This window comes from Variovorax sp. J31P179 (assembly GCF_030316985.1).
GTDB lineage: Bacteria > Pseudomonadota > Gammaproteobacteria > Burkholderiales > Burkholderiaceae_C > Variovorax > Variovorax ginsengisoli_B.
The window spans coordinates 126,974-151,124 of the sequence record NZ_JASZYL010000016.1 but is presented as its reverse complement, the minus strand read 5'-3'; the positions used below and the strand labels follow the sequence as shown (position 1 = coordinate 151,124).

At 67.7% G+C, this 24,151-nt stretch carries 23 protein-coding genes and 1 pseudogene; 20 read left to right on the top strand and 4 right to left on the bottom strand.

Translation table 11 applies throughout. The features are described 5' to 3' along the window. From QTI17_RS30065 to QTI17_RS30020, 10 genes and pseudogenes are all read left to right on the top strand, one after another. Positions 1-111 (top strand): annotated as a pseudogene (locus QTI17_RS30065) (sugar ABC transporter ATP-binding protein); the annotation flags it as partial. A 10-nt stretch (positions 112-121) separates the two neighbouring features. Next, entirely contained in the window at positions 122-577 is a 456-nt protein-coding gene (locus QTI17_RS30060; protein ID WP_286537434.1) for an RbsD/FucU family protein, read from the top strand. Then, positions 574-1,797 (top strand): ROK family transcriptional regulator, encoded by a 1,224-nt coding sequence (locus QTI17_RS30055; protein ID WP_286537433.1) that lies wholly within the window; start codon positions 574-576, stop codon positions 1,795-1,797. The genes QTI17_RS30060 and QTI17_RS30055 overlap by 4 nt, the downstream gene beginning before the upstream one ends. 48 nt (positions 1,798-1,845) lie before the next feature. Further along, on the top strand, positions 1,846-3,483 hold the full coding sequence (locus QTI17_RS30050) for an NADP-dependent glyceraldehyde-3-phosphate dehydrogenase (RefSeq protein ID WP_286537432.1): 1,638 nt from the start codon (positions 1,846-1,848) through the stop codon (positions 3,481-3,483). A gap of 11 nt (positions 3,484-3,494) precedes the next feature. Further along, positions 3,495-4,910 carry a pyruvate kinase gene (gene pyk, locus QTI17_RS30045; protein WP_286537431.1) on the top strand — a complete coding sequence of 472 codons (1,416 nt, stop codon included), beginning with the start codon at positions 3,495-3,497 and terminating at the stop codon, positions 4,908-4,910. A gap of 9 nt (positions 4,911-4,919) precedes the next feature. Continuing rightward, positions 4,920-6,821: a phosphogluconate dehydratase gene (gene edd / locus QTI17_RS30040; protein ID WP_286537430.1), complete on the top strand. Its 1,902-nt coding sequence runs from the start codon at positions 4,920-4,922 to the stop codon at positions 6,819-6,821. Further along, positions 6,818-7,447 carry a bifunctional 4-hydroxy-2-oxoglutarate aldolase/2-dehydro-3-deoxy-phosphogluconate aldolase gene (locus QTI17_RS30035; protein WP_286537429.1) on the top strand — a complete coding sequence of 210 codons (630 nt, stop codon included), beginning with the start codon at positions 6,818-6,820 and terminating at the stop codon, positions 7,445-7,447. The genes edd and QTI17_RS30035 overlap by 4 nt, the downstream gene beginning before the upstream one ends. Positions 7,448-7,501: 54 nt before the next feature. Then, positions 7,502-8,965: a glucose-6-phosphate dehydrogenase gene (zwf, locus tag QTI17_RS30030; RefSeq protein ID WP_286537427.1), complete on the top strand. Its 1,464-nt coding sequence runs from the start codon at positions 7,502-7,504 to the stop codon at positions 8,963-8,965. 150 nt (positions 8,966-9,115) lie between these two features. Continuing rightward, the gene (locus tag QTI17_RS30025; protein WP_286537425.1) at positions 9,116-9,544 is read left to right on the top strand and encodes a hypothetical protein; all 429 of its coding nucleotides are present in this window, start codon (positions 9,116-9,118) and stop codon (positions 9,542-9,544) included. Beyond that, positions 9,541-9,849 carry a GNAT family N-acetyltransferase gene (locus tag QTI17_RS30020; RefSeq protein WP_286537423.1) on the top strand — a complete coding sequence of 103 codons (309 nt, stop codon included), beginning with the start codon at positions 9,541-9,543 and terminating at the stop codon, positions 9,847-9,849. The genes QTI17_RS30025 and QTI17_RS30020 overlap by 4 nt, the downstream gene beginning before the upstream one ends. A 34-nt stretch (positions 9,850-9,883) precedes the next feature. Here the strand turns inward: QTI17_RS30020 and QTI17_RS30015 are convergent, their stop codons facing one another. Then, on the bottom strand, positions 9,884-10,588 hold the full coding sequence (locus QTI17_RS30015; protein WP_286537443.1) for a YoaK family protein: 705 nt from the start codon (positions 10,586-10,588) through the stop codon (positions 9,884-9,886). Positions 10,589-10,861: 273 nt separating this feature from the next. Here QTI17_RS30015 and QTI17_RS30010 point away from each other — a divergent pair, with 273 nt between their 5' ends. Both QTI17_RS30010 and QTI17_RS30005 read left to right on the top strand, forming a co-directional pair. Then, on the top strand, positions 10,862-11,830 hold the full coding sequence (locus QTI17_RS30010; RefSeq protein ID WP_286537421.1) for a helix-turn-helix domain-containing protein: 969 nt from the start codon (positions 10,862-10,864) through the stop codon (positions 11,828-11,830). A gap of 218 nt (positions 11,831-12,048) precedes the next feature. After that, on the top strand, positions 12,049-12,885 hold the full coding sequence (locus tag QTI17_RS30005) for an alpha/beta fold hydrolase (protein ID WP_286537419.1): 837 nt from the start codon (positions 12,049-12,051) through the stop codon (positions 12,883-12,885). A gap of 69 nt (positions 12,886-12,954) precedes the next feature. On the opposite strand, the gene QTI17_RS30000 is transcribed toward QTI17_RS30005, so the two are convergent. Next, positions 12,955-13,566, bottom strand: a complete 612-nt coding sequence (locus QTI17_RS30000; protein ID WP_286537417.1) for a DeoR/GlpR family DNA-binding transcription regulator — start codon at positions 13,564-13,566, stop codon at positions 12,955-12,957. Between QTI17_RS30000 and QTI17_RS29995 the strand changes: the two genes are divergently transcribed. Genes QTI17_RS29995 through ggt form a run of 3 tightly spaced genes read left to right on the top strand, consistent with a single transcriptional unit; the run spans position 13,549 to position 16,830 of the window. Further along, complete coding sequence (locus QTI17_RS29995) at positions 13,549-14,325, top strand: BtpA/SgcQ family protein (RefSeq protein WP_286537415.1); 777 nt, start codon at positions 13,549-13,551, stop codon at positions 14,323-14,325. The genes QTI17_RS30000 and QTI17_RS29995 overlap by 18 nt on opposite strands. After that, the gene (locus QTI17_RS29990; protein ID WP_286537414.1) at positions 14,322-15,245 is read left to right on the top strand and encodes a ribokinase; all 924 of its coding nucleotides are present in this window, start codon (positions 14,322-14,324) and stop codon (positions 15,243-15,245) included. Before QTI17_RS29995 ends, QTI17_RS29990 begins: the two co-directional genes overlap by 4 nt. After that, positions 15,238-16,830 (top strand): gamma-glutamyltransferase, encoded by a 1,593-nt coding sequence (gene ggt, locus QTI17_RS29985; RefSeq protein WP_286537411.1) that lies wholly within the window; start codon positions 15,238-15,240, stop codon positions 16,828-16,830. Before QTI17_RS29990 ends, ggt begins: the two co-directional genes overlap by 8 nt. Positions 16,831-16,864: 34 nt before the next feature. On the opposite strand, the gene QTI17_RS29980 is transcribed toward ggt, so the two are convergent. Then, on the bottom strand, positions 16,865-17,734 hold the full coding sequence (locus tag QTI17_RS29980; protein WP_286537441.1) for an NAD(P)H-binding protein: 870 nt from the start codon (positions 17,732-17,734) through the stop codon (positions 16,865-16,867). Positions 17,735-17,846: 112 nt separating this feature from the next. Between QTI17_RS29980 and QTI17_RS29975 the strand changes: the two genes are divergently transcribed. Beyond that, positions 17,847-18,773, top strand: coding sequence for a LysR family transcriptional regulator (locus QTI17_RS29975; RefSeq protein ID WP_286537409.1), 927 nt, complete (start codon positions 17,847-17,849; stop codon positions 18,771-18,773). Positions 18,774-18,833: 60 nt separating this feature from the next. Here QTI17_RS29975 and QTI17_RS29970 read toward each other — a convergent pair whose 3' ends face one another. Then, positions 18,834-19,571: a TetR/AcrR family transcriptional regulator gene (locus QTI17_RS29970; protein WP_286537407.1), complete on the bottom strand. Its 738-nt coding sequence runs from the start codon at positions 19,569-19,571 to the stop codon at positions 18,834-18,836. A gap of 166 nt (positions 19,572-19,737) precedes the next feature. On the opposite strand from QTI17_RS29970, the gene QTI17_RS29965 reads away from it, so the two are divergent. Genes QTI17_RS29965 through QTI17_RS29950 form a run of 4 tightly spaced genes read left to right on the top strand, consistent with a single transcriptional unit; the run spans position 19,738 to position 24,149 of the window. Further along, a complete protein-coding gene (locus tag QTI17_RS29965; RefSeq protein WP_286537405.1) occupies positions 19,738-20,496 on the top strand; it encodes an enoyl-CoA hydratase/isomerase family protein in 759 nt (252 codons plus the stop codon). A 2-nt stretch (positions 20,497-20,498) separates the two neighbouring features. Next, a complete protein-coding gene (locus QTI17_RS29960; RefSeq protein WP_286537402.1) occupies positions 20,499-21,728 on the top strand; it encodes a CaiB/BaiF CoA transferase family protein in 1,230 nt (409 codons plus the stop codon). Positions 21,729-21,748: 20 nt separating this feature from the next. Beyond that, positions 21,749-23,092 (top strand): fumarylacetoacetase, encoded by a 1,344-nt coding sequence (gene fahA, locus QTI17_RS29955; RefSeq protein ID WP_286537401.1) that lies wholly within the window; start codon positions 21,749-21,751, stop codon positions 23,090-23,092. A gap of 58 nt (positions 23,093-23,150) precedes the next feature. Next, complete coding sequence (locus tag QTI17_RS29950) at positions 23,151-24,149, top strand: tripartite tricarboxylate transporter substrate binding protein (protein ID WP_286537400.1); 999 nt, start codon at positions 23,151-23,153, stop codon at positions 24,147-24,149. Positions 24,150-24,151 lie beyond the last annotated feature (2 nt).

Sequence of the window (24,151 nt, the reverse complement as noted above, 5' to 3'; positions counted from 1 at the left end):
GGCAAGCGCGGCGCGGTGCTGAACCCGAAGAAGATCAGCATGAGCGACACGGTCGCGGTCATGACCGGGGCCTTGCCGCCCGAGCAGTTGCCCGCCGAATGCCTGGCGTGAAGGATCGCCCATGCTGAAGAACATCGATCCTCTCCTCAGCCCCGATCTTCTCAAGGTGCTTGCCGAGATGGGCCACGGCGACGAGATCGTGCTGGCCGACGCCAACTTCACGGCCGAGTCGCTGGGCCGCGGCAAGCCGATCGTGCGACTGCCCGGCGTGGGCATGCGCGAGGCCTGCGCGGCGGTGCTTTCGGTACTGCCGCTGGACGCGGCGGTCGCGCAGCCGGTCGCGTACATGCAGGTCAGCGGCAAGCCCGAGGACTATCGCAGCGCGTTGCAGCGCGACGTGATCGCCCGAATGCAGGCCAGCGGCGATGCGGGCGGCGCGCAATGCGAGGCCATCGAACGATTTGCCTTCTACGAGCGCGTCTCGCGCGCCTACGCCATCGTGCAAACCGGGGAAATGCAACCGTTCGCCAACTTCCTGTTCAAGAAAGGCGTGATCGCTCACGACCTGCTGCCATGAGCACGGCAGACGCAGAATCCGCTGCCAAGCTGCGGCCGCGGGGCTCCAACAACCTGGGCACGCGCCAGTTCAACGAGCGCGTGGTGCTGCAAGCCATCCGCTTGCACGGCGCGCTGCCGAAGGCCGAGATCGCACGGCTGACCAACCTGACCGCGCAGACGGTGCAGCTCATCATCGCGAGACTCGAGGCCGACGGGCTGGTGCTCAAGCACGCACCCTTGCGTGGGAAGATCGGCCAGCCCTCGGTACCGATGGCGCTGAACCCCGACGGCGCCTATTCGATCGGCATCAAGATCGGACGACGCAGCCTCGATGTGCTGCTGGTCGACTTCGCCGCGCAGGTCCGCGAACGCCTCGTGCTCGACTATCAGTTCCCCGATCCCGACAGCTTGTTCGATGAGATCCGAACCCGCGTCCAGGCGCTGCGAAAGACGCTCGGGCCCAAGCGCGCGCAACTGCTGCACGGCGTCGGCGTCGCCGCCCCCTTGTCGCTCGGCGGCTGGCAATCGCTGCTCGGCGTGGCGCCGGAGCAGGCCGGCAAGTGGAACGCGATCGACATCCGCGCGCAGGTGACGGCAATGACCAAGCTGCCCGTCGAATTGGTCAAGGACACGGCGGCGGCCTGCGTGGCCGAACTGGTGTCCGGGCGCGGACGCAGCATCCGCAGCTTTCTCTACATCTACGTCGACACATTCGTCGGCGGCGGGCTGGTGATCGACAGTCGCCTGCGCAGCGGAGGTTCCGGCAACGCGGGCGCTGTCGGGTCGATGCCGCTCGGCCCGGGCGACGCCAGCGGCGGCCCGCCGCGCCAGTTGCTCAACGTGGCGTCGCTGTTCACGCTGGAGTCGATGTACGCGCAGGCCGGGCTCGATGCCGGCGCCCTGGCGGACGCGCGCGCGGTCGCTGCTCCCTGGCTGCCCGTGACGCGCAAGTGGATGTCGCAGGCGACCCCCGCGCTCGCGATGGCGATCAATGGCGCTGCCGCGCTGCTAGACCTCGAGGGGGTGGTCATCGACGGATCGTTCAGCAGGGAGATGCTCGCGGCCTTGCAGGCGGAGCTCGGCGTCGCACTCGATCGCTGCAACTGGGAGGGCGTCTCCCGCCCCGAGGTCCTGGCCGGGACGATGGGCGCCGATGCGGGCGCGATCGGCGGCGCACTGCTGCCGCTCTACGCCAACTTCGCCCCCGATCGCAACCTGTTCCTCAAACTCGACCGTTGATGCAGCCTCGCTGAGTCGACCTGAAATCCACTTCCCTTCGGAGATTCCATGACCACCGACCGCAATGCGCAGCTTGCGCAGCACTTCCCCGTGCTCGAAGACATCCCGGCAGAACATCGGCTGGCCGAACAGGTGCACCAGCGCCACGCCCTGGTCGCCGGTCGACTGATCGAATGGAACGGCCCGAGCAAGACCGTGCTGTCGCCGGTGTGCACGCGCGACGCCAGCACCGGCGAAGTGCGCCAGGTCGAGATCGGCAGCTACCCGGTGATGGGCGAGGCCGAGAGCGATGCCGCGCTCGACGCCGCGGTGGCCGCCTATGCGAACGGCCGCGGCGAATGGCCGACCATGGGGGTGGCCGACCGCATCGCCTGCATGCAGGAGTTCGTCCGTCGCATGGCGCAGCAGCGCGAGCTGATCGTGAAATTGATCATGTGGGAGATCGGCAAGAGCCTGGCCGATTCGCGCAAGGAGTTCGATCGCACCGTCGAGTACATCCAGGCCACCATCGAGGCGCTGAAGGACCTGGACAACGCCAGCTCGCGCTTCGTCGTCGCCGAGGGAACCATCGGGCAGATTCGGCGCACACCGCTGGGCGTCGCGCTGTGCATGGGCCCGTACAACTACCCGTTGAACGAGACCTTCGCGACCCTGATCCCGGCGCTGCTGATGGGAAACACCGTGGTGTTCAAGCCGCCGCAATACGGCACGCTGCTGTTCCAACCGCTGCTCGAGGCGTTCCGCTCGGCCTTCCCCGCGGGCGTGATCAACACCATCTACGCGCCCGGCGCGGTCGTGGTGCCGCGCCTGCTGGCCTCCGGCAAGGTCAACGTGCTGGCGCTCATCGGCTCGAGCAAGGTGGCCGATCACCTGAAGAAGCAGCATCCGAAGTCGCACCGCCTGCGGGCGATCCTCGGGCTCGACGCCAAGAACGCCGCGATCATCCTGCCCGACGCCGATATCGAACTCACGGTCAAGGAGTGCCTGCTCGGCGCACTGTCGTTCAACGGCCAGCGCTGCACGGCGCTCAAGATGCTGATCGTCCACCGCTCGATCGCCGACCGCTTCCTGCAACGATTCACCGAGGAGCTCGCCAAGCTCAAGGTCGGCATGCCGTGGGAGGCGGGAGTCAGCATCACGCCGCTGCCGGGCCTGCACCGCACGGCCTACATGACCGAGGCGCTGGAAGACGCAAAGGCGAAGGGCGCGCGGATCGTCAACGAAGGCGGCGGCGAGTTCTGCCAGACGCTGTTCCAACCCGCCGTGGTGTATCCGGTGAGCGAAGGCATGAAGCTCTACCGCGAGGAGCAGTTCGGCCCGCTGGTGCCGGTGATGCCCTTCGACGACATCGAGACCGCACTCGACTACGTCATCACCTCGGACCATGGCCAGCAGGTCAGCATCTTCGGCTCGGACGCCGGCCAGATCGGTGCACTGGTCGACCCGCTGGTCAACCAGGTCTGCCGCGTCAACATCAACTGCCAGTGCCAACGCGGCCCCGACGTCTTTCCCTTCGCAGGCCGCAAGGATTCGGCCGAAGGCACGCTGTCGGTGGCCGATGCGCTGCGGGCCTTCTCGATCCGCTCGATGGTGGCCGCGAAGCAGACCGAGCCGAGCAAGCGGCTGCTCAACGCCATCGTCGAGGACCACAAGTCCAGCTTCATCAACACCGGCTTCATTCTTTGAGGGAGCGAACCATGCATCGCCACCGCCACGCCAAGATCGTCGCCACCCTCGGGCCGGCCAGCTCCGACGCGGAGACCATCCGGGCGCTCTTCGAGGCCGGTGCGGACGTGTTCCGCTTCAACTTCAGCCACGGCAGCCATGAGCAGCACCGCGCGCGCTACGACATCGTCCGGCGCATCGAGCAGGACACGGGGCGGCCCATCGCCATCCTGCTCGACTTGCAGGGGCCCAAGCTGCGCGTCGGCACTTTCGCCGCCGGCCCGGTGAAGCTCGCCGCCGGCGGCGCCTTCCGGCTCGATCTCGACCGCACGCCGGGCGATGCCACGCGCGCGCCCTTGCCGCATCCCGAAATCTTCGCAGCACTCAAGCCCGGCACCGATCTGCTGCTCGACGACGGCAAGATCCGCCTGCGCGTCGAGGCCTGCGGCGCCGACTTCGCCGACACCCGGGTTGTCGCGGGCGGCACCCTGTCGGAACGCAAGGGCGTCAATGTGCCCGAAGTCCTGTTGCCGATCTCGGCCTTGACCGACAAGGACCGCAGCGACCTCGACTTCGGCCTGCAGCTCGGGGTCGATTGGGTCGCGCTGTCTTTCGTGCAGCGGCCCGAGGACATGCAGGAGCTGCGCGAGATCGTGCGGGGGCGCGCGGGGGTGCTCGCCAAGCTGGAGAAGCCCGCGGCGATCGAGCGGCTCGACGCCATCGTCGCGCTGTCCGATGCGGTGATGGTCGCGCGCGGCGACCTCGGCGTGGAGATGCCGGCCGAGCAGGTGCCGCGCATCCAGAAGCGCATCGTCCGGTCCTGCCGTGATGCTGGCAAGCCGGTGATCGTCGCCACGCAGATGCTCGAGTCGATGATCAGCGCACCGGTGCCCACGCGCGCCGAGGCCTCCGATGTCGCGACCGCGATCTACGACGGCGCGGACGCGGTGATGCTGTCGGCCGAATCGGCCTCGGGCCAGTATCCGCGAGAGGCGGTCGCGATGATGGACCGCATCATTGCCGAGGTCGAGCGTGATCCGCACTACCGCACGGTGATCGATGCATCGCATAGCGCACCCGCGTCGACCGTCGCCGATGCGATCTGCGCGTCCTTGCGGCAGACGGCGAGCCTGGTGCCGGTGGCGGCGATGGTCACCTACACCCGCTCCGGCTCTACCAGCCTGCGCGCGGCGCGCGAGCGCCCCGTGGTGCCGGTGCTCAGCATCACGCCCGAAATGCCGGTCGCGCGGCGGCTGGCGCTGGTCTGGGGCGTGCACTCGGTGCATGTGGCGCACGACGTCAGCGATGTAGCGGGGATGGTGGAGACCGCCTGCGCCGTGGCGCGCAAGGAGGGCTATGCGAAGCCGGGCGATTTCGTCGTCATCGCGGCCGGCATGCCCTTCGGCAAGGCCGGCACCACCAATCTGCTGCACATCACCCGAACCTAGGAAACCGACATGCCTCTTCATCCAGTGCTTGCTGCGGTCACCGACCGCATCCGCGACCGCAGCGCGAATCCGCGCGCGGCTTACCTTGCTCGGCTCGAAAATGCCCGCGCCAAGGGCCCGGTCCGACAGGCCCTCGGCTGCACGAACCTGGCCCACGGCTTCGCAGCGGCGCCGGCCGGCGACAAGATCATGCTGCGCGAGCTGCGCCAACCCAACATCGCGATCGTCTCGTCCTACAACGACATGCTGTCGGCGCACCAGCCCTTCGAGCGTTTCCCGGCCCTCATCAAGCAGGCGGTGCGCGCGGTGGGAGCCACCGCGCAATTCGCCGGCGGCGTGCCGGCGATGTGCGACGGCGTCACGCAGGGCGAGCCCGGCATGGAGCTGTCGCTCTTCAGCCGTGACGTGATCGCGATGGCCACCGCGGTGGCGCTCTCGCACAACATGTTCGATGCCGCGCTGTGCCTGGGCATCTGCGACAAGATCGTCCCCGGCCTCTTGATCGGCGCGCTGCAATTCGGCCATCTGCCGACCCTCTTCGTGCCCGGCGGGCCGATGCCTTCGGGTCTCTCGAACGACGAGAAGGCGCGCGTGCGGCAGCGCTACGCCAAGGGGGAGGTCGGCCGCGACGCCTTGCTCGAATCCGAAGAGAAGTCCTACCACGCCGCCGGCACTTGCACCTTCTACGGCACGGCCAACAGCAACCAGATGCTGATGGAAGTGATGGGCCTGCACCTGCCGGGCGCGGCTTTCGTCAATCCGGGCACGCCGCTGCGCGACGCGCTGACCGCGGCGGCGGCGCAACGGGCGGTCGAGATCACGGCCGAGGGCGCCGAGTACACGCCGGTCGGCCGGGTGGTCGACGAGCGCGCGATCGCCAACGCCATCGTCGGCCTGCTGGCCACGGGCGGCTCGACCAATCACACGATCCATCTGGTGGCGATCGCGCGCGCCGCCGGCATCCTCATCAACTGGGACGACTTCCGCGACCTGTCCGAGGCGGTGCCGCTGCTTGCCCGCGTCTATCCGAACGGCAAGGCCGACGTCAACCAGTTCCACGCCGCCGGCGGCATGGGCTACGTGATCGGCGAACTGCTGGATGCCGGACTGCTGCACGGCGACACCTTGACGGTGGCCGGGCCCGGCCTTGCCCGCTACCGCCAGCAGCCGGTCCTGGACGCCGCCGGCCGGCTGGCCTGGCGCGAGACGCCGCGCGCCAGCGCCGATGCCGCCATCCTGGCGCCGGCATCGGCACCCTTCAGCCTCGACGGCGGGCTGAAGCTGCTCACCGGCAACCTCGGCCGCGCCGTCATCAAGACCTCGGCAGTCAAGCTCGAGCATCGCGTGGTGCAGGCGCCGGCGATCGTGTTCGACACCCAGGAGGCGGTGATCGCCGCCTTCGATCGCGGCGAGCTTCAGCGCGACTTCGTCGCCGTGGTGCGCTTTCAGGGGCCGCGGGCCAATGGCATGCCCGAACTGCACAAGCTCACGCCCATCCTGGGCGTGCTGCAGGACCAGGGCTTCCATGTCGCGCTGGTCACCGACGGGCGCATGTCCGGCGCTTCGGGCAAGGTGCCGGCGGCGATCCATGTCACGCCCGAGTGCCTGGCGGGCGGGCCGCTCGCGCGGGTGCGCGACGGCGACCCGATCGTGCTGGACGGCGAGCGCGGCGTGCTCCAGGTCCGCGTCGCCGCTGCCGAGTGGCAGTCGCGCCAGCCGGCGGTCGCCGATCTCGCAGAGTCCCGCCACGGCATGGGCCGCGAGCTGTTCGCGGTGTTCCGCGCCAACGCCCTGGGTGCCGAGGAGGGCGCCATCACCTTCCACGCGGCCGAGCCCGGCACGTCGGCCGCCGCGGCGCACGTCGCGCCCGTTCACGACCACTTTGCATTTGCACAAGGAGCCGCGGAATGAACATCCTGAGCATCATGCGCAGCGGGCCGGTGATCCCGGTCATCGTCATCGATCGGCTGGAGGATGCGGTGCCCTTGGCACGCGCGCTGGTGACCGGCGGCGTCCGGGTCCTCGAGCTGACCTTGCGCACGCCGGTGGCGCTGAAGGCGATCGAAGCCATCGCCAACGAGGTCGAAGGCGCGATCATCGGCGTCGGCACGATCACGCGGCCGGAGGACTTCGACGCGTCGGTCAAGGCCGGCGCCTTGTTCGGCGTCAGTCCCGGCCTGACGCCGGAGCTGGTTGCGGCGTCCAGGGACAGTTCGCTGCCCTTGCTGCCCGGCGTGATGACGCCATCGGACGTGATCGCCGCGCGCGCGGCGGGCTTCACCGAACTCAAGCTCTTCCCGGCGCAGCAGGCTGGCGGCGTGGGCATGCTCAAGGCCCTGGGCGGCCCCTTTCCCGAGCTGAGCTTTTGCCCGACCGGCGGTATCGGTGCGGCCACGGCGCCGGATTTCCTGGCCCTGCCCAACGTCGTCTGCGTCGGTGGCTCCTGGCTGACGCCGGGCGACGCGGTCGCCGCTCGCGACTGGGGCCGGATCACCGCGCTGGCACGGGACGCCGCGCGTCTCGGCCAGACCGCCTGAACCCCGACCGGCGACTTCGCGCGCCTCCTTGCGATGCAACCTCAGGACTCTTCCATGCCTCAAGTCAATTCATTCGACCTGCTGCTGTTCGGCGGCACCGGCGACCTTGCCATGCGCAAGCTGCTGCCGGCCCTGTACTTCCGCCATCGCGATGGCGACCTGCCGCCGCATGGCCGGATCCTGGGCCTGGCGCGGGAACAGCTCGGGCGCTCGGACTTCATCGCGAAGGTGAGGGCGAGCTTTGCCAGCTTCGTGCCCGCCGCGGACATGGACGAAGCGACCTTTGCAACCTTCACCGAACGCCTCGACTACGCCAAGGTCGAGGCGAACACGCCCGAGGATTTCAATGCGCTGGCGGAGTTGATGAAGGAATCGCCGGCCGAGGTCCGGGTCTTCTTCCTGTCTACCGCGCCAGACTTCTTCGCGCCGATCTGCAAGAACCTGGCGGCGGCCGGGTTGGTCAATGCGAACTCCCGCGTCGTGCTGGAGAAGCCCCTCGGACGGGACCTGGCCTCGGCGCAGAAGATCAACGAGGATGTGGGCAGCGTGTTCGCCGAGCCGCAGATCTTTCGCATCGATCACTACCTGGGCAAGGAGCCGGTCCAGAACCTGCTCGCGCTGCGCTTCGCCAATGCGCTGCTGGAGCCACTGTGGAACCGGACCTGGGTTCGCAACGTGCAGATCACGATCGCCGAGCAGGTCGGGGTCGAGACCCGAGGCGAGTTCTACGACCGCACCGGCGCGCTGCGCGACATGGTGCAGAACCACCTGCTGCAACTGCTGTGCATCGTCGCGATGGAGCCGCCGACCTCCATCCATCCGGATGCGGTGCGCGACGAGAAACTCAAGGTGCTGCGGGCGCTGACGCCCTTCACGCAGGCCGACGTCGGCGCGCGCACCGTGCGCGGGCAGTACCGCGCCGGCACCGTCAACGGCCAGCCCGTGCCGGGCTACCTGGAGGAAGCCGGCATTCCGCCCGACACGTCCACCGAGACCTACGTGGCGATCCGCGCTGAGCTCGAGAGCTGGCGCTGGTCGGGCGTGCCTTTCTACCTGCGGACCGGCAAGCGCATGGCCGAGCGCTCGGCCGAGATCGTGGTCAACTTCCGCTCGGTGCCGCATTCGATCTTTCCGTCCAACGGCGCTGAATCGGCGGGCAATCGCCTGGTCATCCAGTTGCAGCCGGAAGAGAGCCTCAAGCTGTTCATGATGGCCAAGGTGCCCGGCGACACCATGAACCTCAGGCCGGTCGGCCTGAACCTGGACTTCGCCGAGCAGTTCAAGCAGCGTCCGATGGAAGCCTACGAGCGCCTGCTGCTGGACGCGATCCGGGGCAACCTGACGCTGTTCATGCGCCGCGACGAACTCGATGCCGCCTGGCGCTGGTGCGAGCCGATCCTGAACGCCTGGCGCAGCTCGGGCGAGGCACCCCGGCCCTACAGCGCTGGATCGTGGGGACCCGCCGCCTCCAGCGCGCTGGTCGGACGCGACGGCGCTTCGTGGCGGGAGGAGTCGTAGTGCGTCTTCAGTCGGAGACCCGCCCTGAGTCAGGGGACATCCGTGACCCATGGGGATGCCAAATGTCCAAACAGCCTCGCTAATCGACAAGACTTCCATCCGCGTCCGAACGACGATACACCGTCTTTTCTTCAGATTCGAAGGACGCGCATGAGCTTCAATGAAGCTTCGCAGAGAGCATCCGAGCCGATTCGCGTTCTGCGGGCAAGCGCTGTGCGGACCCTCGCATCGATGCTGATCCTTGCGGCCGGAATTCCGGCTGCGCACGCTGACGATCCGACGATCGACGAGTCCGCTGCGAGCTGGCGCTCGCTGACGACCCGGGCCCAAGTGGAAGAGGCCTGGTCCCTGTCACGCTCGGATCCTGCTGCGCGATTCTGGCTGCTCAGCTTCAACCCATTGAAGTATTTTCATTCAACCGTCTCCCGTGGCGAGGTGCGCTGCCAGGTCTTGCAGCCGTCGGCCGCCACAGACATCGCGAGCCTCTCGTCAGAGAGTTACGGCGGCCGCGCCTACGGGCGACCACTCCGGACCCCGAGCGGTCTCGTCGACGATCACATCTGCACTGAGGAACCATGACATCTTCCATTTCCGTCCGCGACAATCCTTCCAGGCATCGTTTCGAAGCCGAGTCCCTGGGCGAAGTTGCGGTGGCCGTCTACGCGTTGACGGACAAGGTCATCACTTTCCTCCATACCATCGTCCCCGATGCGCTTCGCGGCCAGGGCATCGCGACGCAGTTGGTGCTGGCTGGCTTGGCTTCCGCGCGCGAGCGCGGTCTGCGGGTCATTCCGCAGTGCCCCGTCTTTGCCGCCTACATGCGGAGCCATCCCGAGACCCACGACCTGCTGGCCGATGAGGGCCGTGCCCTGCTCGGCGTTTGAAGGGAGCCGCCGCGGAAGTAGTCCGCCTCGACCCTCAACGGCCAACGACGACCGGACCTGCGGCTTCGCCCTCGCGCGTGCGGTGTTGAAGAACGACGGCGCAGGCGGCCAGCACCGGCGGAATCACGAAGCACCAGATGTTCATCAATGTGAAGCTGAGCGCAGCAGCCGCACAGCCTGCCGCGAAGACCGCGACGCTGCTCGACATGCGCCGCAGGCGGGCGCGTGCGGTCAGGGCGTCTTCCGGTGGCAGGCCTCGAAGCAGATCGGCGAGGTCGATCATGACCTGCGTGGTCGTGCCGGTCATGAGCGTGGTCGGCGGAGCGCTCGCCAGATGAATGCGGTGTGCGGCGTTCTGGATGGCCATCGCCGACACCAGCGTCATCCCCGTCAACATCGCGACCCCGCTGTCGCCGTCGCTGAAAGGACCGAAACGGACGGCGAGGGCGGCGCCCGCGGCGAGCAGAAGCGTCTTGAGGACCAGCATCGTTCGCAACACCGGCAGGCCGAAGCCGGGCAGGGCGTAGCTTAGCCATCGCGTCAGCATGACGACGGCGCAGAACACCGGCAATGCGAGGAGCTTGGTCAATGCCCCCGAGGTGCCGTGCACCAGCGCCGCGCCGAAGGTCACGAAGTTTCCGGTGACATGGGCGGTGAACAGGCCTTGGAGCGCCAGGAAGCCGGCGGTATCCACGAAGCCCCCGTTGAGGCTCATGAGCAAAGGAAGGGACGGTTTCATGGGAAGGCCTCGTGGGTGGGGGAGCGCTCTTGTGCGCAAGGCGCCATGGTGCGCCTTCGGCGCGGGCGCCGTCTTGTCGGATTGACTGCCGCTTTGAACATGGGGGCGCTGGCCCTGGTCCGCTTCTCGTGCCTGACGGGCGAGCGAGGCTCCGCCGACGCGGAGCGATGGCATCAACGCGAAAGTCACTGGTACATTTTGTGCTGATCCCTGGACTCCCGGCGCCGGGCGGCCAATACGGCCTTCTGTCTTCCACTCTTGCTCTGTCAGGCCATGCACGCTGAAACCCGCTCTTTCGAGACGAGAGGACGCTCTCCCCAGGCACCCAAACCCTCATCGTCGGGGCCCGATCTTTCGGTCGGTCCGAAGGACACGCTGGGTTGCACATCCACGCAACTCCGCAAGGACCAGGAACTCTCGGCCGGCGGCGTCAGGGTCTACCGCAAGACGACCGAAGGCACGCGGCTCGACTACGTGGAAACACCGGCCACCGGACGTGGCGTGCTCGTCGGAATTTCGCTGCGCGACGGCCACCGGAGGCGGATTCTTCATGAGCACCATGCGTCATTCCATGAGTTCGACAGAGGCGCCATCTACATCCGTGACTTCTGCGATCGCTATCGCGCCGACATGAAGTCCTCCTTCGACTTCGTGCTGCTCGAGATCTCGCATGCCGCGATCGAGCGCGCGATCGAGGACAGGGACGGCGCCCGTGTCAGCGGGCTTGAATGCGTCACCGGTGTCAAGGACGAGGTGCTCGGTAATCTCGCCTTGGCACTGACGCCGGCGCTCGACCGGCCTGCCGAGGCCAGCATGCTGTTCGTCGACCAGATGAGCGTAGCGATGGGAACCTACCTCCTCGAGAAGTACGGTGGCGCGCCCATGGCGGACGCGAGGAGGAGTCGGCTCCTTTCGCGTTCGCAGGAGGCGCGGGCGAAGGAGATGCTGCGAAGCAAGTTCGACGGCAGCATTTCGATCACCGAGATCGCGGGCGCCTGCAACCTTTCGCGCAGCTACTTCATCCACGCCTTCCGAGAGACCACGGGCCAGACCCCACATCAGTGGCTGATCGCCCAACGGCTGGAGCGTGCACGCGCGCTCCTCATGGACTTCGAGTACCCGCTCGCTGACATCGCCGCAGCGTGCGGCTTTGCCGACCAGAGTCACTTCACGCGCGTCTTCGCCCGTAGCATGGGCACGCCACCTGGCAGTTGGCGCCGGGGAGTGAGGGTCGGCAGCTGAGCCGGGGCGCTCGCCAGCGGGTGGTCATGGCACGGCATGGCGGCGGGTCGGCCGTGCCACGTCGATCGGCGCCGCGCATAAATGTTCAATTCGCACGGCAATCGTGCAATACCTGCGCTGCGCTTCCCTTCACAGTTCGGCACAGCTCGATCGCAGCCCATGCAACCGACTCAACCAAGCACCGCGCAGCAGCGCACTCTCAGAAAGGCCATCAGCACATGAGCACGATCAAGACCAAGGACGGCGTCGAGATTTTCTACAAGGATTGGGGCCCCAAGGACGGCCAGCCGATCATGTTTCATCACGGTTGGCCGCTTTCCAGCGACGACTGGGACACGCAGATGCTGTTCTTCGTGCAGCGCGGCTTCCGGGTGATCGCGCACGACCGCCGCGGGCACGGGCGGTCGGCGCAGGTGAGCGATGGCCATGACATGGACCACTACGCCGCCGATGCCTTCGCGGTGGTCGAGGCGCTCGATCTGACCAAGGTCTTTCATGTGGGCCACTCGACCGGCGGCGGCGAGGTCGCCCGCTACGTCGCGAAGCATGGCGAGCCCAGTGGTCGCGCCGCCAAGGCCGTGCTCGTGAGCGCGGTGCCGCCCCTGATGCTCAAGACCGCGAGCAATCCGGAAGGCCTGCCGATCGAGGTCTTCGACGGCTTCCGCAAGGGGGTGGCCGACAACCGGACACAGCTGTTCCTCGACGTGGCGACGGGTCCCTTCTACGGCTTCAACCGTGAAGGTGCGAAGGTCTACCAGGGGGTGATCCAGAACTGGTGGCGCCAGGGAATGATGGGCAGCGCCAAGGCGCACTACGAAGGCATCAAGGCCTTTTCGGAGACCGACCAGACGGCGGACCTGCAGGCGATCACGGTGCCGACGCTGGTCATGCATGGCGACGACGACCAGATCGTGCCGATCGCCGACGCGGCGCTGAAGTCGGTCAAGCTGCTGAAGAACGGCACGCTCAAGGTGTACAAGGGCTTCCCGCACGGCATGCTCACCACCCACGCGGAAGTCATCAACCCCGACCTGCTGGCGTTCTTCAAAGGTTGAGTCATCGAGCGCAAGCACGCTGACGTCTCCCCTGAATTGCCGGCCGAGAGGGGACCTTCGATGCCCGGATCAGTCAGCGGCAGGTTGCGCGAACACCATCGAAAAATCCTTGAACTGCTTGCGCAGCCCCGCCGCCGGCGCCCCGCCCACGACGATGTGCCCGAAGGCGTCGAGGGGGCTGAAGAAGGCCGGCCGCAACAGGCCGAGCTTGCTTTCATCGACGACCAAGAAGGTCTGCGATGCACTGCGCATCGCCGCCTGCTTCACCGGTACTTCGTGAAAGTTCGAACAACTCGCGCCGCGTAGCGGGTCCACCCCGCCGGCGGACAGAAAGGCCTTGTTCACGCCAAGGCGATTGAGGTACTGCAAGCCCTCGTCGGATAGGAAACTGGCCGACGAGGGGTGGTACAGCCCGCCGAGCAGCATGAGTTGCGTGTTCGGCCGGCGGCTCAGGATCGACGCGATGTTCGTGGAGTAACAAACGACGCTCAGGGGCATGTCCGGCGGCAAGGCCTCTGCGAAATGGGCCATGGTGGTGCCGCAGTCGATGAACAGGCTGTCATGCGCCTGCACCCACTTGGCCGCCCGTTGACATGCCACGCGCTTGTGCGCCGCATGCTGGTCGCCCGCCACGTCGAGCGGATCTTCGGGCGCGGCAAGGCCGTGATCGGCGTCATCCATTCGCTGCCGCTGCCTGGCTCGCCGCACTACGACGGCGAGCCGGTGCAGCGCATCTACGACTTCGCGCGGGCCGAGGCCGAGCGCTACCGCGAGGGCGGGGTCGATGGGCTGATCGTCGAGAACCACGGCGACATTCCCTTCGCCAAGCCCGACGAGCTCGGACCCGAGACCGCCGCCTGCATGGCCACCATGGCCGACATCGTGCGACGTGAGTGCGGCCTGCCGATCGGCATCAACGTGCTCGCCAACGGCGCCGTGCAGGGCATCGCCGTTGCCAAGGCGTCGGGCGCGGCCTTCGTCCGGGTCAACCAATGGGCCAACGCCTATGTCGCCAACGAGGGTTTCATGGAAGGCAAGTCGGGCGAGGCCAGCCGCTACCGCAGCTGGCTGCGCGCCAAGGATGTCGCGATCTTCACGGACGTGCACGTCAAGCACGGCGCGCACGCCATCGTGGCAGACCGCACCTTGGAGGAGCTGACCCGCGACTGCGAGTTCTTCGACGCCGATGCCGTGATCGTCACCGGACAGCGTACCGGCGACAGCGCCCGGCTCGACGAACTGGCGACGGTCCGCGGCGCCACGGCCCTGCCCGTCATGGTGGGCAGCGGCGTCAACGCGGACAACGTCGCGGCGATCTTCGGCCACGCCGACGCGGTCATCGTCGCCAGCGCCTTGAAGCACGCAGGCGGCTGGTGGAACGCCGTCGATCCCCAGCGGCTGGCTTCGTTCATGGCGGTCGTGCGCGAGGCCCGGGGATGAGCCGCGTCTTCGTGCTGGGCAATGCGACCGTCGATCAGGTCCATTGCGTCGAGCGCCTGCCAGCGCCTGGCGAGACCGTCCTGGCGTCCGGCATCGCGCGCTGTGCCGGCGGCAAGGGCCTGAACCAGGCGGTGGCGGCAGCCCGGACCGGCGCCCGCGTGACGCTGGCGGCGCCCGTGGGGCGCGATGCGGACGCGGACCTGCTCGCCCAAAGCCTGGCCGGCGAGGCGGAGCTCGAGGCGCTGTGGCTGGCCGGCGACGCGCCCACCGACCTCTCGTCGATCTGGGTGGCCGAAGGCGGCGAGAACGTCATCGTCAGCAGTGCGGGCTGTGCGCGTTCGATCACGCCGGAGCAGGCGATGCGCTTGTGCGACACGCTGGTGCCCGGCGACTTCCTGCTGCTGCAGGGCAATCTCTCGGCGCAGGCGACGCATGCGGCAGCCGAAGCGGGCAGGGCGCGCGGCGCCTCGTGCGTCCTGAACACGGCGCCGATCGCGTGGGACATGCATGCGCTGCTGAGGCTCTGCGACATCGTCATCGCCAATGCCGGTGAGGCCGCGTTCCTGACGGCGGGCGCGGCCGATGTCGGCAAGGCCTTGCGCGCGCGTGGCGCCGGGACGGGCATCGTCACCCTGGGTCCGCGGGGCGCGCTGATCTCCACCGAGGCGGGCCAGGCGACCATCGCCGCACCGCAGGTCGAAACCGTGGACACCGCCGGTGCGGGAGATGTCTTCGCCGGCACGCTGGTCGGCCTGCTGTCGACGGGCCATCCGCTCGGCCTGGCCACGCAGACCGCCGTGGCCGCGGCATCGCTGTCCGTCACGCGGCGCAACACCATGCCTTCCTTTCCGACGCGCAGCGAGATCGCGTCGCTGCTCGAACGAGGCCGGCGCCCCATGCCAGGATCCGCGCATGCGTGATCTCCACAGACCCGGACGTTCGGTCGCCATGGGCTCGCGCGGCGCGGCGGCGACCTCCCATCCGCTGTCGAGCGCGATCGCCATCGAAGTGATGCGCGCGGGCGGAAACGCCGTCGATGCGGCGCTGACGGCCTGTTCGCTGCAATCGGTGCTGGAGCCCCACAACACCGGGCTCGGTGGGGACTGCTTCGCCCTGGTGTGGCGAGCCGACACGCAGTCGCTGCACGCGCTGAACGGTGCGGGCGACGCACCGCAGGGCTTGAGCGACTCGGGCCTGCTGGCCGAAGGCATCGACCGCATCGGTACGGAGGACATCCATTCGGTCACGATCCCGGGCGCGCTCGATGCCTGGGGCCGCCTGCTGCGCGACCACGGCACCCGGTCCCTGGCCGAGATCCTAGAGCCGACGATCGACTATGCCGATCACGGCATCGTGCTCGCGGAGCGCGCGGCCGAAGATTGGCGTGCCGAAACCGCCAAGCTGCGGCACGACGAGGGCGCATGCCGCCACCTGCTGACGCCGGCGGGCGAGCCCCCGCGCGCCGGCGATCTCGTGCGCTTCCCCGCGCTCGCCAGGACCTTGCGCACGATTGCCTCCGAGGGCATCGACGCCTTCTATCGCGGCTCGCTCGCCAAGGCGATGGTGTCCTCGCTCCAACGACTCGGCGGCACGCACGCTACGGCCGACTTCGCCGACTTCGCCAGCTTCTATGTCGAGCCGATCCAGACGCGCTATCGAGGCCTCGACATCGTCCAGATGCCCCCCAGCGGGCAAGTCTTGACGGCCCTGCTGATGCTCAACATCCTGGCGGGCTTCGATCATTCGGGCTTCGAGCCGGCCGGCGCAGATCGGTTTCACCTGCAGATCGAGGCGTGCCGGCTGGCCTACGGCGCGCGCGACGCCTATGTCGCCGACCCCGCATTCGCCGAGGTCCCGGTGCAGGAACTGCTGTCCGAGCGCTTCGCGGCGCGCTTGCGTGAGCGCATCGATCCCCGGCGGGCCATGCCGGCGCAGATCGTGCTGCCCGGGATCGGCCAGTCCGACACGGTCTATCTGTCGGTCGTCGATGGCGAGGGCAACGTCTGTTCCCTGATCAGCTCGCTGTTCCATGCTTTCGGCTCGGGGAAGGTGTGCCCCCAGACCGGCGTGGCCTTCCAGAACCGCGGGGCGGGATTCCGGGTGCAACCCGGCCACGCCAACAGCGTTCGACCGCGCAAGCGGCCGCTTCACACCATCATTCCCGCCATTGCGATGCGTGACGGCCGCCCGGCGCTGTCCTTCGGCGTGATGGGCGGGCCCTACCAGGCGACCGGCGTCGTGCATACATTGCAGAACGTCGTAGATTTCCGCATGAATGTGCAGGAGGCCCTCGATGCTCCGCGAGGCTTCCGCTTCACGGGCGCATTCGAGGCCGAGCGAGGGATCTCCGACGCCGTCCTGGCCGATCTCCACGCCAGGGGCCATCCTGTGGAGCGCGTCCAGGTGCCGTGGGGCGGCGGACAGATGATCGCCATCGATCCAGACCGGCCGCTCGTATCGGCAGGGAGCGACCCGCGCAAGGATGGGGCTGCGTTGGCTTTCTGAAAGCATGCCCGCGGGCCGCCGCTGAAGGGCCTCCTCAGGCGTGCTCGGGGTCTGCGAGGCCGCGCAAGACGGCCTCGAGTTCTGTCGCACCCTTGCGCGATGCGCTGGGCCCGCCTTCGAATTCGATCCAGCCTTCGTTGAAGCCGTCCAGCATTCGAATGCGCGGCAAGGGGTTGGCCATGCCCTGCGAACGAAACAACGATTCCCACATCGACCGCGGCACTGGCTGGGCAAGGACATCGCGCGCCAGAACGCGGCCCAGCGTCGCGGCCAGCACCTGTGGCGTGACCCGAACCGGTCCTTCGAGTTCGACCACCCGGCGCCCCTCCCAATGGTCTTGCAGCATCTGCGCCGCGGTGGCGGCGACGTCTGCCGTCGCGACCATTGGAACCGGCTTGTCCAACGGCTGGAGGAAGCTCGACACGACACCGCGCGACCGGGCGTCGTCGATGTCCCACGCAGCGTTCTCCATGAACCACGCAGCGCGCAGAAAGGCGACCGGCATGGCCAGCGCGGCAAAGCCGCGCTCCATCATCTGCAGCTGCGTCAGCAGGTTTTCTTCCGTCGCCTGGGCGCCGATGGTCGACAGGGCCACCACGCGCCGGGGCCGGGCCTGCTGCAAGGCGGCCACCAGCGCCGCGACGTTGGCCCGCGTTTCGGCATAGCCGGCCGAGGGGTCGAACACCGGGGGCAACAGCACGAAGACCGCTTCTGCACCATCGAAGGCGGTCGCCAGGGCACCCGCGTCATCCATGGATGCGAACGCTGTCTCGCAACCGAGCGAATGCCAGCTCGCAGCCTTGGCCTGATCCCGCAGGACAGCCCGTACCGGCACGCCGGCGGCCAGCAGTTTCTTTGCGACCTGAGCACCCACCTTGCCAGTGACTCCCGTGACAACAAACATGATCTTTCTCCTGATGCGGCGCACCGTACGCCCTATTGAGAAGGATTTTGGGCGCGGTGCGGGCGAAAGGCGATAGCATGAAACTCATTTGTTTCATGCTTGGAAGTCATCAATGGCAGGTTTCAGTACACAACTTCTCGAAGGCATCGACGTCATGGCGGCGGTCGTCGACACCGCAAGCTTCGGACGCGCCGGAGAAGCGCTTGACATGTCCCAGTCCGGTGTCAGCCGCGCCGTTGCGCGGCTGGAGACGCGCTTGGGCATCCGCGTGTTCGAGCGCACCACCCGGTCGGTGCGGCTGACCGACGAGGGACTGCGCTTCTACGAGCAGGTCATGCCGCTGGTCGGCGCGCTGGCGGAAGCCACCAGCGGCGCCGCAGGCGGCGGTGCGGCTGTGCGAGGCCGCCTTCGGGTCAACGTCGACCCTTTCTTCTCGCGTCTCATCCTGGGCCCTCGACTGGGCATCTTCCTGGACCGCCATCCGGACCTGGAAATGGAACTCCGCAGCCGAGACGACCTGGGCGACATGGTGGCCGACGGCTTCGACCTGGCCATTCGCTTCGGACATCCCCGGCCCTCGTCCCTGGTGGCGCGAAAGCTGCTCGACACCCGGGTGCTGACGGTGGCGTCGCCGGGCTACGTCCGGCGCCATGGCTGCCCGTCCGACCCGCGTGAACTCGAGGCCGGGCATCACCGGTGCATCCTGTTCCGCGACTCGGCGACGGGTCGGCCCTTCTCCTGGGAGTTCCACCAGCGTCGCCGCAAGCTCACGGTCGCGGCGCGCGGCGCACTGACCGTCAATGACGCGGGTACCCTCTACAGCACCTGCCTGGCCGGCCACGGCATCGCTCAGCTCTTCGAGTTGGGGGCCGAGTCCTTCATCGCCCGGAAGAAACTCGTGCCCCTGTTTCCGGACTGGCCGGATGAGCGCTTCCCGCTGTATGCCTACTATCCCACTCGCCATCACGTACCGGCCAAGACGCGGGCGCTGCTGGACTTCGTGGCAAGCCTCGTGGAGGAGGGCGGCGAGGTCGGATGACGCGAGGGCGCAAGCGGCCGGAGTTCGGCTGCTTGCCCTGTGCGCTGAGCGCCCCTAGGCTCAAGAGCGACGCGGAGAGGGCGGCTGCATCCGGGTCTGCTCGAACTTCTCCGGACCCGAGACGACCGCAGCAAGAAACAGATCGATCGAGAACTCGATCATGCGCTGCGGGTCGAGGTCGCTGTCGGTGCGGGGGATGCGCCCGCCCAGGAGGAGCGCCGCGACGCCGTGCTCCGTCGACCAGGCAGCATGCGAAAGGTAGTGGAGCTGCTCGCTGTCCCAGCCGCTCTCGAGCGCCAGCTCGAACACCGAGTCCGAGAAGTACGAGTACGAGATGTTGCTCGTTGCCTCGACATCGCCACGCACGAATTCCTGCAGCAGCCGGGGACCGGTCATCAGGTCGAACAGCCCCGCGTGCATTTGCGCGAAGCGCACGTAGCTCAGCATCATCTCGCGCGCCTTCGGCAGCGCGGGCAGGTGCCGCGCGGAGATCTCCATGCGCTGTTCGGCAAGCTCCTTGAAGCCGCTGATCGCGATTGCGGCGAGCAACTCCTCCTTGCCTTTGAAGTGGCGCGACGGCGCGGCCTCGGAAACGCCGAGCCGGCGTGCCAGCGCCCGCAGGCTCAGCTCGCTCGCACCGTTCTCCTCGAACATCCGGCGGCCTTCCTCCACCAGGGCGTTGCGCAATCCGCCCCGCTCGTAGGTCGGCTCGCGCAGCTGCGGCGGCAGCGCGCGCAGCTTCCTGGCAGCAGGCTGCGAGGCGCTACGAGTGGGTATCTGTGACGCCTTGCTGGTCATCGCTGTAGGGCTCCTTGCAACTCGGCTGATCTTACAAGCGCAGCGCGTGCGAATTCGACCGCATCGGTTCGGGTTAACACCGATAACAGACTAAGTTAACACCGTTATCATTCTCCCATCGGTGCAAAACGGCCATCCCGGCGATGTCACCTCAAGGAGAAGCTCGATGAGCTCGATTTCGTATGAAAAAGACGGTGCCGTCGGCGTCGTCACCATGGCCAAGCCGCCGCACAACCTGATCGACAACGCCATGCTCCAGGAGCTTGCGTCCACCTACGCAAGAGCGGTCGAGGAGGGATGCCGCGCCATCCTGCTGCGAAGCTCGATGCGCCACTTCTGCGCCGGCGCCGACCTCAACGTGCTCGCCTCGGAGCGCTGGGACCAGAAGGCGCTTGCGAGACTCTGGGCGTCGCTCGAGGACGTGCCGGTCCCGACGGTCGCGGCCGTTCACGGCGCGGCCCTGGGCGGCGGCTTCGAGCTGGCCTTGATGTGCGACATGATCATCGCCGCGGACACGGCCTCGTTCGGCATGGCAGAGTCCTCGCTCGGGCTGTTGCCGCTCCTCGGCGGCGTCCAGCGCGTCGTGCAGCGCGCAGGCCTGGCGCGCGGAAAGGAAATGGCCATGTTCGGCCGCCGCCACGACCCGCGGGCGCTCGAGCGCTGGGGCGTCGTCAACCTGGTTGCAGCAGAAGCCGAACTTGCCGGCGTCGCGATGTCGTGGGCCAGGCAGCTGGCGGCCGGAGCGACGGTGGCGCTGCGCGGCATCAAGACCGTCGCGAACCTGTCGGCCCGCGGCGGCATCTCGGCCGGCGATGCGCGCCAGGAAGAGGTCAACACGTCCATGTGGAACAGCGCGGATCAGGCGCGCGGCCTGGCCGCCTTCGTGGCCACCGGGCCGGGCTCCGCCGTCTTCGAAGGGAATTGAGCATGAGCGCGCCACTTGAAGGTCTGCGGGTCATCGATTTCACCCGCGTGCTGTCCGGTCCGGGCTGCACCAAGGCGCTGCGCGATCTGGGCGCCGACGTCACCAAGATCGAACCCCCTGCAGGCGATGTGGGCCGCGCGGGCGTACCGCATGTCGGTTCCATGTCGACGTACTACGCACAGCAGAACGCCGGCAAGCGGAACATCAGCCTCGATCTGAACTGGCCCGAGGCGCGGGACATCGTGGCGAAGCTCTGCGCCGACGCGGACGTGATCGTCGAGAACTTCCGCCCCGGAACGCTCGCACGCTTCGGCTTCGGCTACGACGACGTCGTGAAGTTCAATCCGAAGGTCGTCTACGTTTCGATCAGCGGCTACGGCCAGACCGGCCCGTGGCGCAATCGGCCGGCATTCGCACCAACGGTCCACGCCGAGACGGGCCTGACCGACATCCTCCAGAAGCACTACGAGGGCGCCATGGTAGAGATGCGCAACGACGCATGCAGCCACGCCGACGTCTACACGGGCCTCCACGGGGTCATCGCCGTCCTGGCGGCGTTGCAGCACCGGTCGCGCACCGGCGAGGGGCAGTACGTCGACGTCTCGATGGCCGCGACGATGCTGTCGGCCAACGAACGCGCCGGCGCGCAGTTGTCAGGCCTGGAAGTCAATGACGAACCGTACGCGCTCAGCGCCAACGAGTCTCCGCTGTTCGAGCTGCCGGACGGCCGGCGCCTCACCATCGCGACAAGTCCGGTGTTCTCGCCGATGTTCATTCGCTACTGCTCGATGATGCGCCGCACGGACCTCCTCAAGGATCCGCGCTTCGCCACGGCCACCCTTCGCAAGGCCAATCTCGCCCTCTTGATGGCCGAGGTCAAGGCCTGGATCCTGACCTTCACCGACCTGGACCAGCTTCAGGCGCAGGTCAGCGAAGCGGGCCTGGCGATCGGTGTCGTGCGCAGCACGCAGGACCTCGCGGACTCCGAGTGGGCGAAAGACTGGGGTGCGGTGGTCGAGGTCGAAGACCGTGCAGGCGGCACCGTGCGCATGCCCGGGCCCCCATGGCGCTTCGGCCGCTCCGAACTGCCGAAGCCGGGCTTGCCCTATTTCCAGGGCGAGAGCAATGCCGAGGTGCTCGGCGAACTGGGGATCTCCGCCGAACGCATCGAGACGCTGCGCCAGCGCGGCGTGCTGCGAAGCCGCCGCAGCCCGGCGGGCGCGTTCGACTGAGCCGAGGCCGAGGCGAACCCATGCGCACGATCGATCACACCCACGATGCCGCAGCGACAAGCTGGCTGGCGAGCGCCAACGGGGCGGCCACCGACTTTCCGATCCAGAACCTGCCGTTTGCCGTGTTTCGAAGGGCAGGGGCCCTCGAACCGCTGCGCGGCGGCGTTGCCATCGGCGACGAAGTCATGGACCTGGCCGCCTTGAGCAGAACGCAATGCCTCGACGGCTTGGCGCTGCAAGCCGCGCAGTCGTGTGCCGCACCGGCGCTCAACGACTTTTTCGCCCTGGGACCGGTGGCATGGCGCACATTGCGGCGCGCACTCTTCGAGCTTCTCCACAAGGACGCCGTCGCCACCAGGCCGTCTCAGGTCGATGCGGTCAGGGGCTGTCTCATGCCGCAATCCGAGGTCGAGTACGCGGTTCCGGCTCGCATCGGCGACTACACGGACTTCTACACGTCGATCCATCACGCGCGAACGATCAGCCGCCTGCTGGACCCGAAGGGCGACGTGCCTCGGAACTTCCAATGGGTACCCACCGCCTACCACGGCCGCGTGTCCTCCATCGGTGTGGCCGGGCAGAGGTTCCGGCGTCCACATGGCCAGGCGCTGCGGAACGGGAGCAGGACGCCGGAATACGGACCTTCGCAGCGCCTCGACTACGAGCTCGAACTCGGCATCTATGTCGGCACGGGCAACGCGCTCGGCGAGCCCATTGCACTCTCGCGCGCCGAGGATCACGTCTTCGGCATCTCGCTGCTCAACGATTGGTCGGCGCGGGATATCCAGGCCTGGGAGATGGCGCCGCTCGGCCCGTTCCATGCAAAGAACTTCGCGACAACCGTCTCGCCCTGGATCGTCACGATGGATGCCCTGGCCCCCTACCGGACGCCGTGGACCCGCCCCGCGGCCGATCCGCAGCCGCTGCCTTATCTGGAGAGCGAGTCTCACCGCGCGCAGGGCGCCATCGATATCCGTCTCGAAGTGTCGATCGAGACCCATCGCATGCGCGAAGCCGGACTCCCTTCCGAGACGATGTCACGCACCAGCTTCTGTCATCACTACTGGTCGATCGCGCAGATGCTCACCCACCACGCGGCCGGGGGCTGCAACCTGCAGCCGGGCGACCTGCTGGGCAGCGGCACGATCTCGGGGCCCGAGCTTTCCGAAGCCGGCGCATTGATGGAGCTCGCCCTTGCCGGCAGCAAGCCGGTGCAACTCGGCAACGGCGAGCGCCGAAGCTTCCTGGAGGATGGGGACGCGATCATCTTCCAAGGCTGGTGCGAACGGGAGGGATTCAATCGCATCGGCTTCGGCTTCAATCATGGGCGGGTCCTCCCCGCCGTGTCGCCATCTGCCGAATAGTTTCTCGCCGCCATCCGCTTTCCGGTCTCTCCAACTGGCAATCACCTCGGAGCCCCTCATGAAGAACAGCAACCAAGGAACCGGCCGCCTTCTCGGCTGGATCATCGCTGCCGCCGTCCTGCAGCCCTTCGGCAGCGCCCAGGCGCAGTCGCTCTCCTCGAAGCCGATCGTGCTGCGCGTTGCCTATCCCGCCGGGGGACCCGCCGACGTCGCGGCTCGAAAGATCCAGGTGCCGCTGCAGTCGGCGCTCGGGCAGACGGTCATCGTCGAGAACCTGCCTGGCGCGGGCGGATCGATCGCCGCGGCGAGCGTGCTGAACGCGCCGCCCGATGGCCAGACGCTGCTGGTGACGACCGGCAACGACATGATCCTCTCGCCCCTCGCGATGTCGCAGGTCAAGTACAAGCCCGAGAACTACCGGCTGTTGGCGACCATCCTGCCGACCGACTTCACGCTGGTCACGAGTGCCGAGCACGCCTTCGCCAATGTCGACGAGCTCATCGAGCATTCGAAGAAGGCGGGCAGCAAGGAGATGACGGTCGGCAGCTGGGGCTACGGCTCGGCGCCTTACCTCGTGGCGGCGGACTTTGGCGCCGCCACGGGTGCGCGACTGATGGACGTGCCCTACAAGGGCGCGGCGCCGGTCGTCCAGGCGCTGCTCAGCCGGGAGATCGACATGGCCTTCGTGCCGCTGGCGCCCAACGTGCTGGAGCTGGTTCGCACGGGCAGGATCAAGGCGATCGGTGTGGCGAACACCAAGCGCAATCCCTTCCTGGCGCAGGTGCCCACGCTGAGCGAGGGCAAATACCTCAAGAACTTCGTGTACAGCGCATGGGCGGCCGTCTTCATCCCGGCCTCGGCGCCTCCCGCGGCGGCGGCCCGCCTCAACAAGGACTTGGCGGAGATCGTGAAGGGCGACGAATTCCAGCGCTTTCTTCGCGACTCGGCCGCGCTGCCCGTCGAACCCATGACCCTCGACCAGTCTGCGGCCTTCTACCAGCAGGAAGTCGAGAAGTTCCGCCGCATCGCCAAGCTCGTCAAGCTCGAACCACAGTAGCA

Bases quoted from the DNA above. Each gene is read 5' to 3' on its own strand.
- QTI17_RS30015 (WP_286537443.1), bottom strand. From the start codon at position 10,588: ATGAAACCGTCCCTTCCTTTGCTCATGAGCCTCAACGGGGGCTTCGTG.
- edd (WP_286537430.1), top strand. From the start codon at position 4,920: ATGCCTCTTCATCCAGTGCTTGCTGCGGTCACCGACCGCATCCGCGAC.
- QTI17_RS29980 (WP_286537441.1), bottom strand. From the start codon at position 17,734: ATGTTTGTTGTCACGGGAGTCACTGGCAAGGTGGGTGCTCAGGTCGCA.
- QTI17_RS30035 (WP_286537429.1), top strand. From the start codon at position 6,818: ATGAACATCCTGAGCATCATGCGCAGCGGGCCGGTGATCCCGGTCATC.
- pyk (WP_286537431.1), top strand. From the start codon at position 3,495: ATGCATCGCCACCGCCACGCCAAGATCGTCGCCACCCTCGGGCCGGCC.
- QTI17_RS30005 (WP_286537419.1), top strand. From the start codon at position 12,049: ATGAGCACGATCAAGACCAAGGACGGCGTCGAGATTTTCTACAAGGAT.
- QTI17_RS29970 (WP_286537407.1), bottom strand. From the start codon at position 19,571: ATGACCAGCAAGGCGTCACAGATACCCACTCGTAGCGCCTCGCAGCCT.
- QTI17_RS30055 (WP_286537433.1), top strand. From the start codon at position 574: ATGAGCACGGCAGACGCAGAATCCGCTGCCAAGCTGCGGCCGCGGGGC.
- QTI17_RS29975 (WP_286537409.1), top strand. From the start codon at position 17,847: ATGGCAGGTTTCAGTACACAACTTCTCGAAGGCATCGACGTCATGGCG.
- QTI17_RS29965 (WP_286537405.1), top strand. From the start codon at position 19,738: ATGAGCTCGATTTCGTATGAAAAAGACGGTGCCGTCGGCGTCGTCACC.
- QTI17_RS30050 (WP_286537432.1), top strand. From the start codon at position 1,846: ATGACCACCGACCGCAATGCGCAGCTTGCGCAGCACTTCCCCGTGCTC.
- QTI17_RS30025 (WP_286537425.1), top strand. From the start codon at position 9,116: ATGAGCTTCAATGAAGCTTCGCAGAGAGCATCCGAGCCGATTCGCGTT.
- QTI17_RS30060 (WP_286537434.1), top strand. From the start codon at position 122: ATGCTGAAGAACATCGATCCTCTCCTCAGCCCCGATCTTCTCAAGGTG.
- QTI17_RS29950 (WP_286537400.1), top strand. From the start codon at position 23,151: ATGAAGAACAGCAACCAAGGAACCGGCCGCCTTCTCGGCTGGATCATC.
- QTI17_RS30000 (WP_286537417.1), bottom strand. From the start codon at position 13,566: ATGGATGACGCCGATCACGGCCTTGCCGCGCCCGAAGATCCGCTCGAC.
- fahA (WP_286537401.1), top strand. From the start codon at position 21,749: ATGCGCACGATCGATCACACCCACGATGCCGCAGCGACAAGCTGGCTG.
- QTI17_RS29990 (WP_286537414.1), top strand. From the start codon at position 14,322: ATGAGCCGCGTCTTCGTGCTGGGCAATGCGACCGTCGATCAGGTCCAT.
- QTI17_RS30010 (WP_286537421.1), top strand. From the start codon at position 10,862: ATGCACGCTGAAACCCGCTCTTTCGAGACGAGAGGACGCTCTCCCCAG.
- QTI17_RS29960 (WP_286537402.1), top strand. From the start codon at position 20,499: ATGAGCGCGCCACTTGAAGGTCTGCGGGTCATCGATTTCACCCGCGTG.
- ggt (WP_286537411.1), top strand. From the start codon at position 15,238: ATGCGTGATCTCCACAGACCCGGACGTTCGGTCGCCATGGGCTCGCGC.
- zwf (WP_286537427.1), top strand. From the start codon at position 7,502: ATGCCTCAAGTCAATTCATTCGACCTGCTGCTGTTCGGCGGCACCGGC.
- QTI17_RS30020 (WP_286537423.1), top strand. From the start codon at position 9,541: ATGACATCTTCCATTTCCGTCCGCGACAATCCTTCCAGGCATCGTTTC.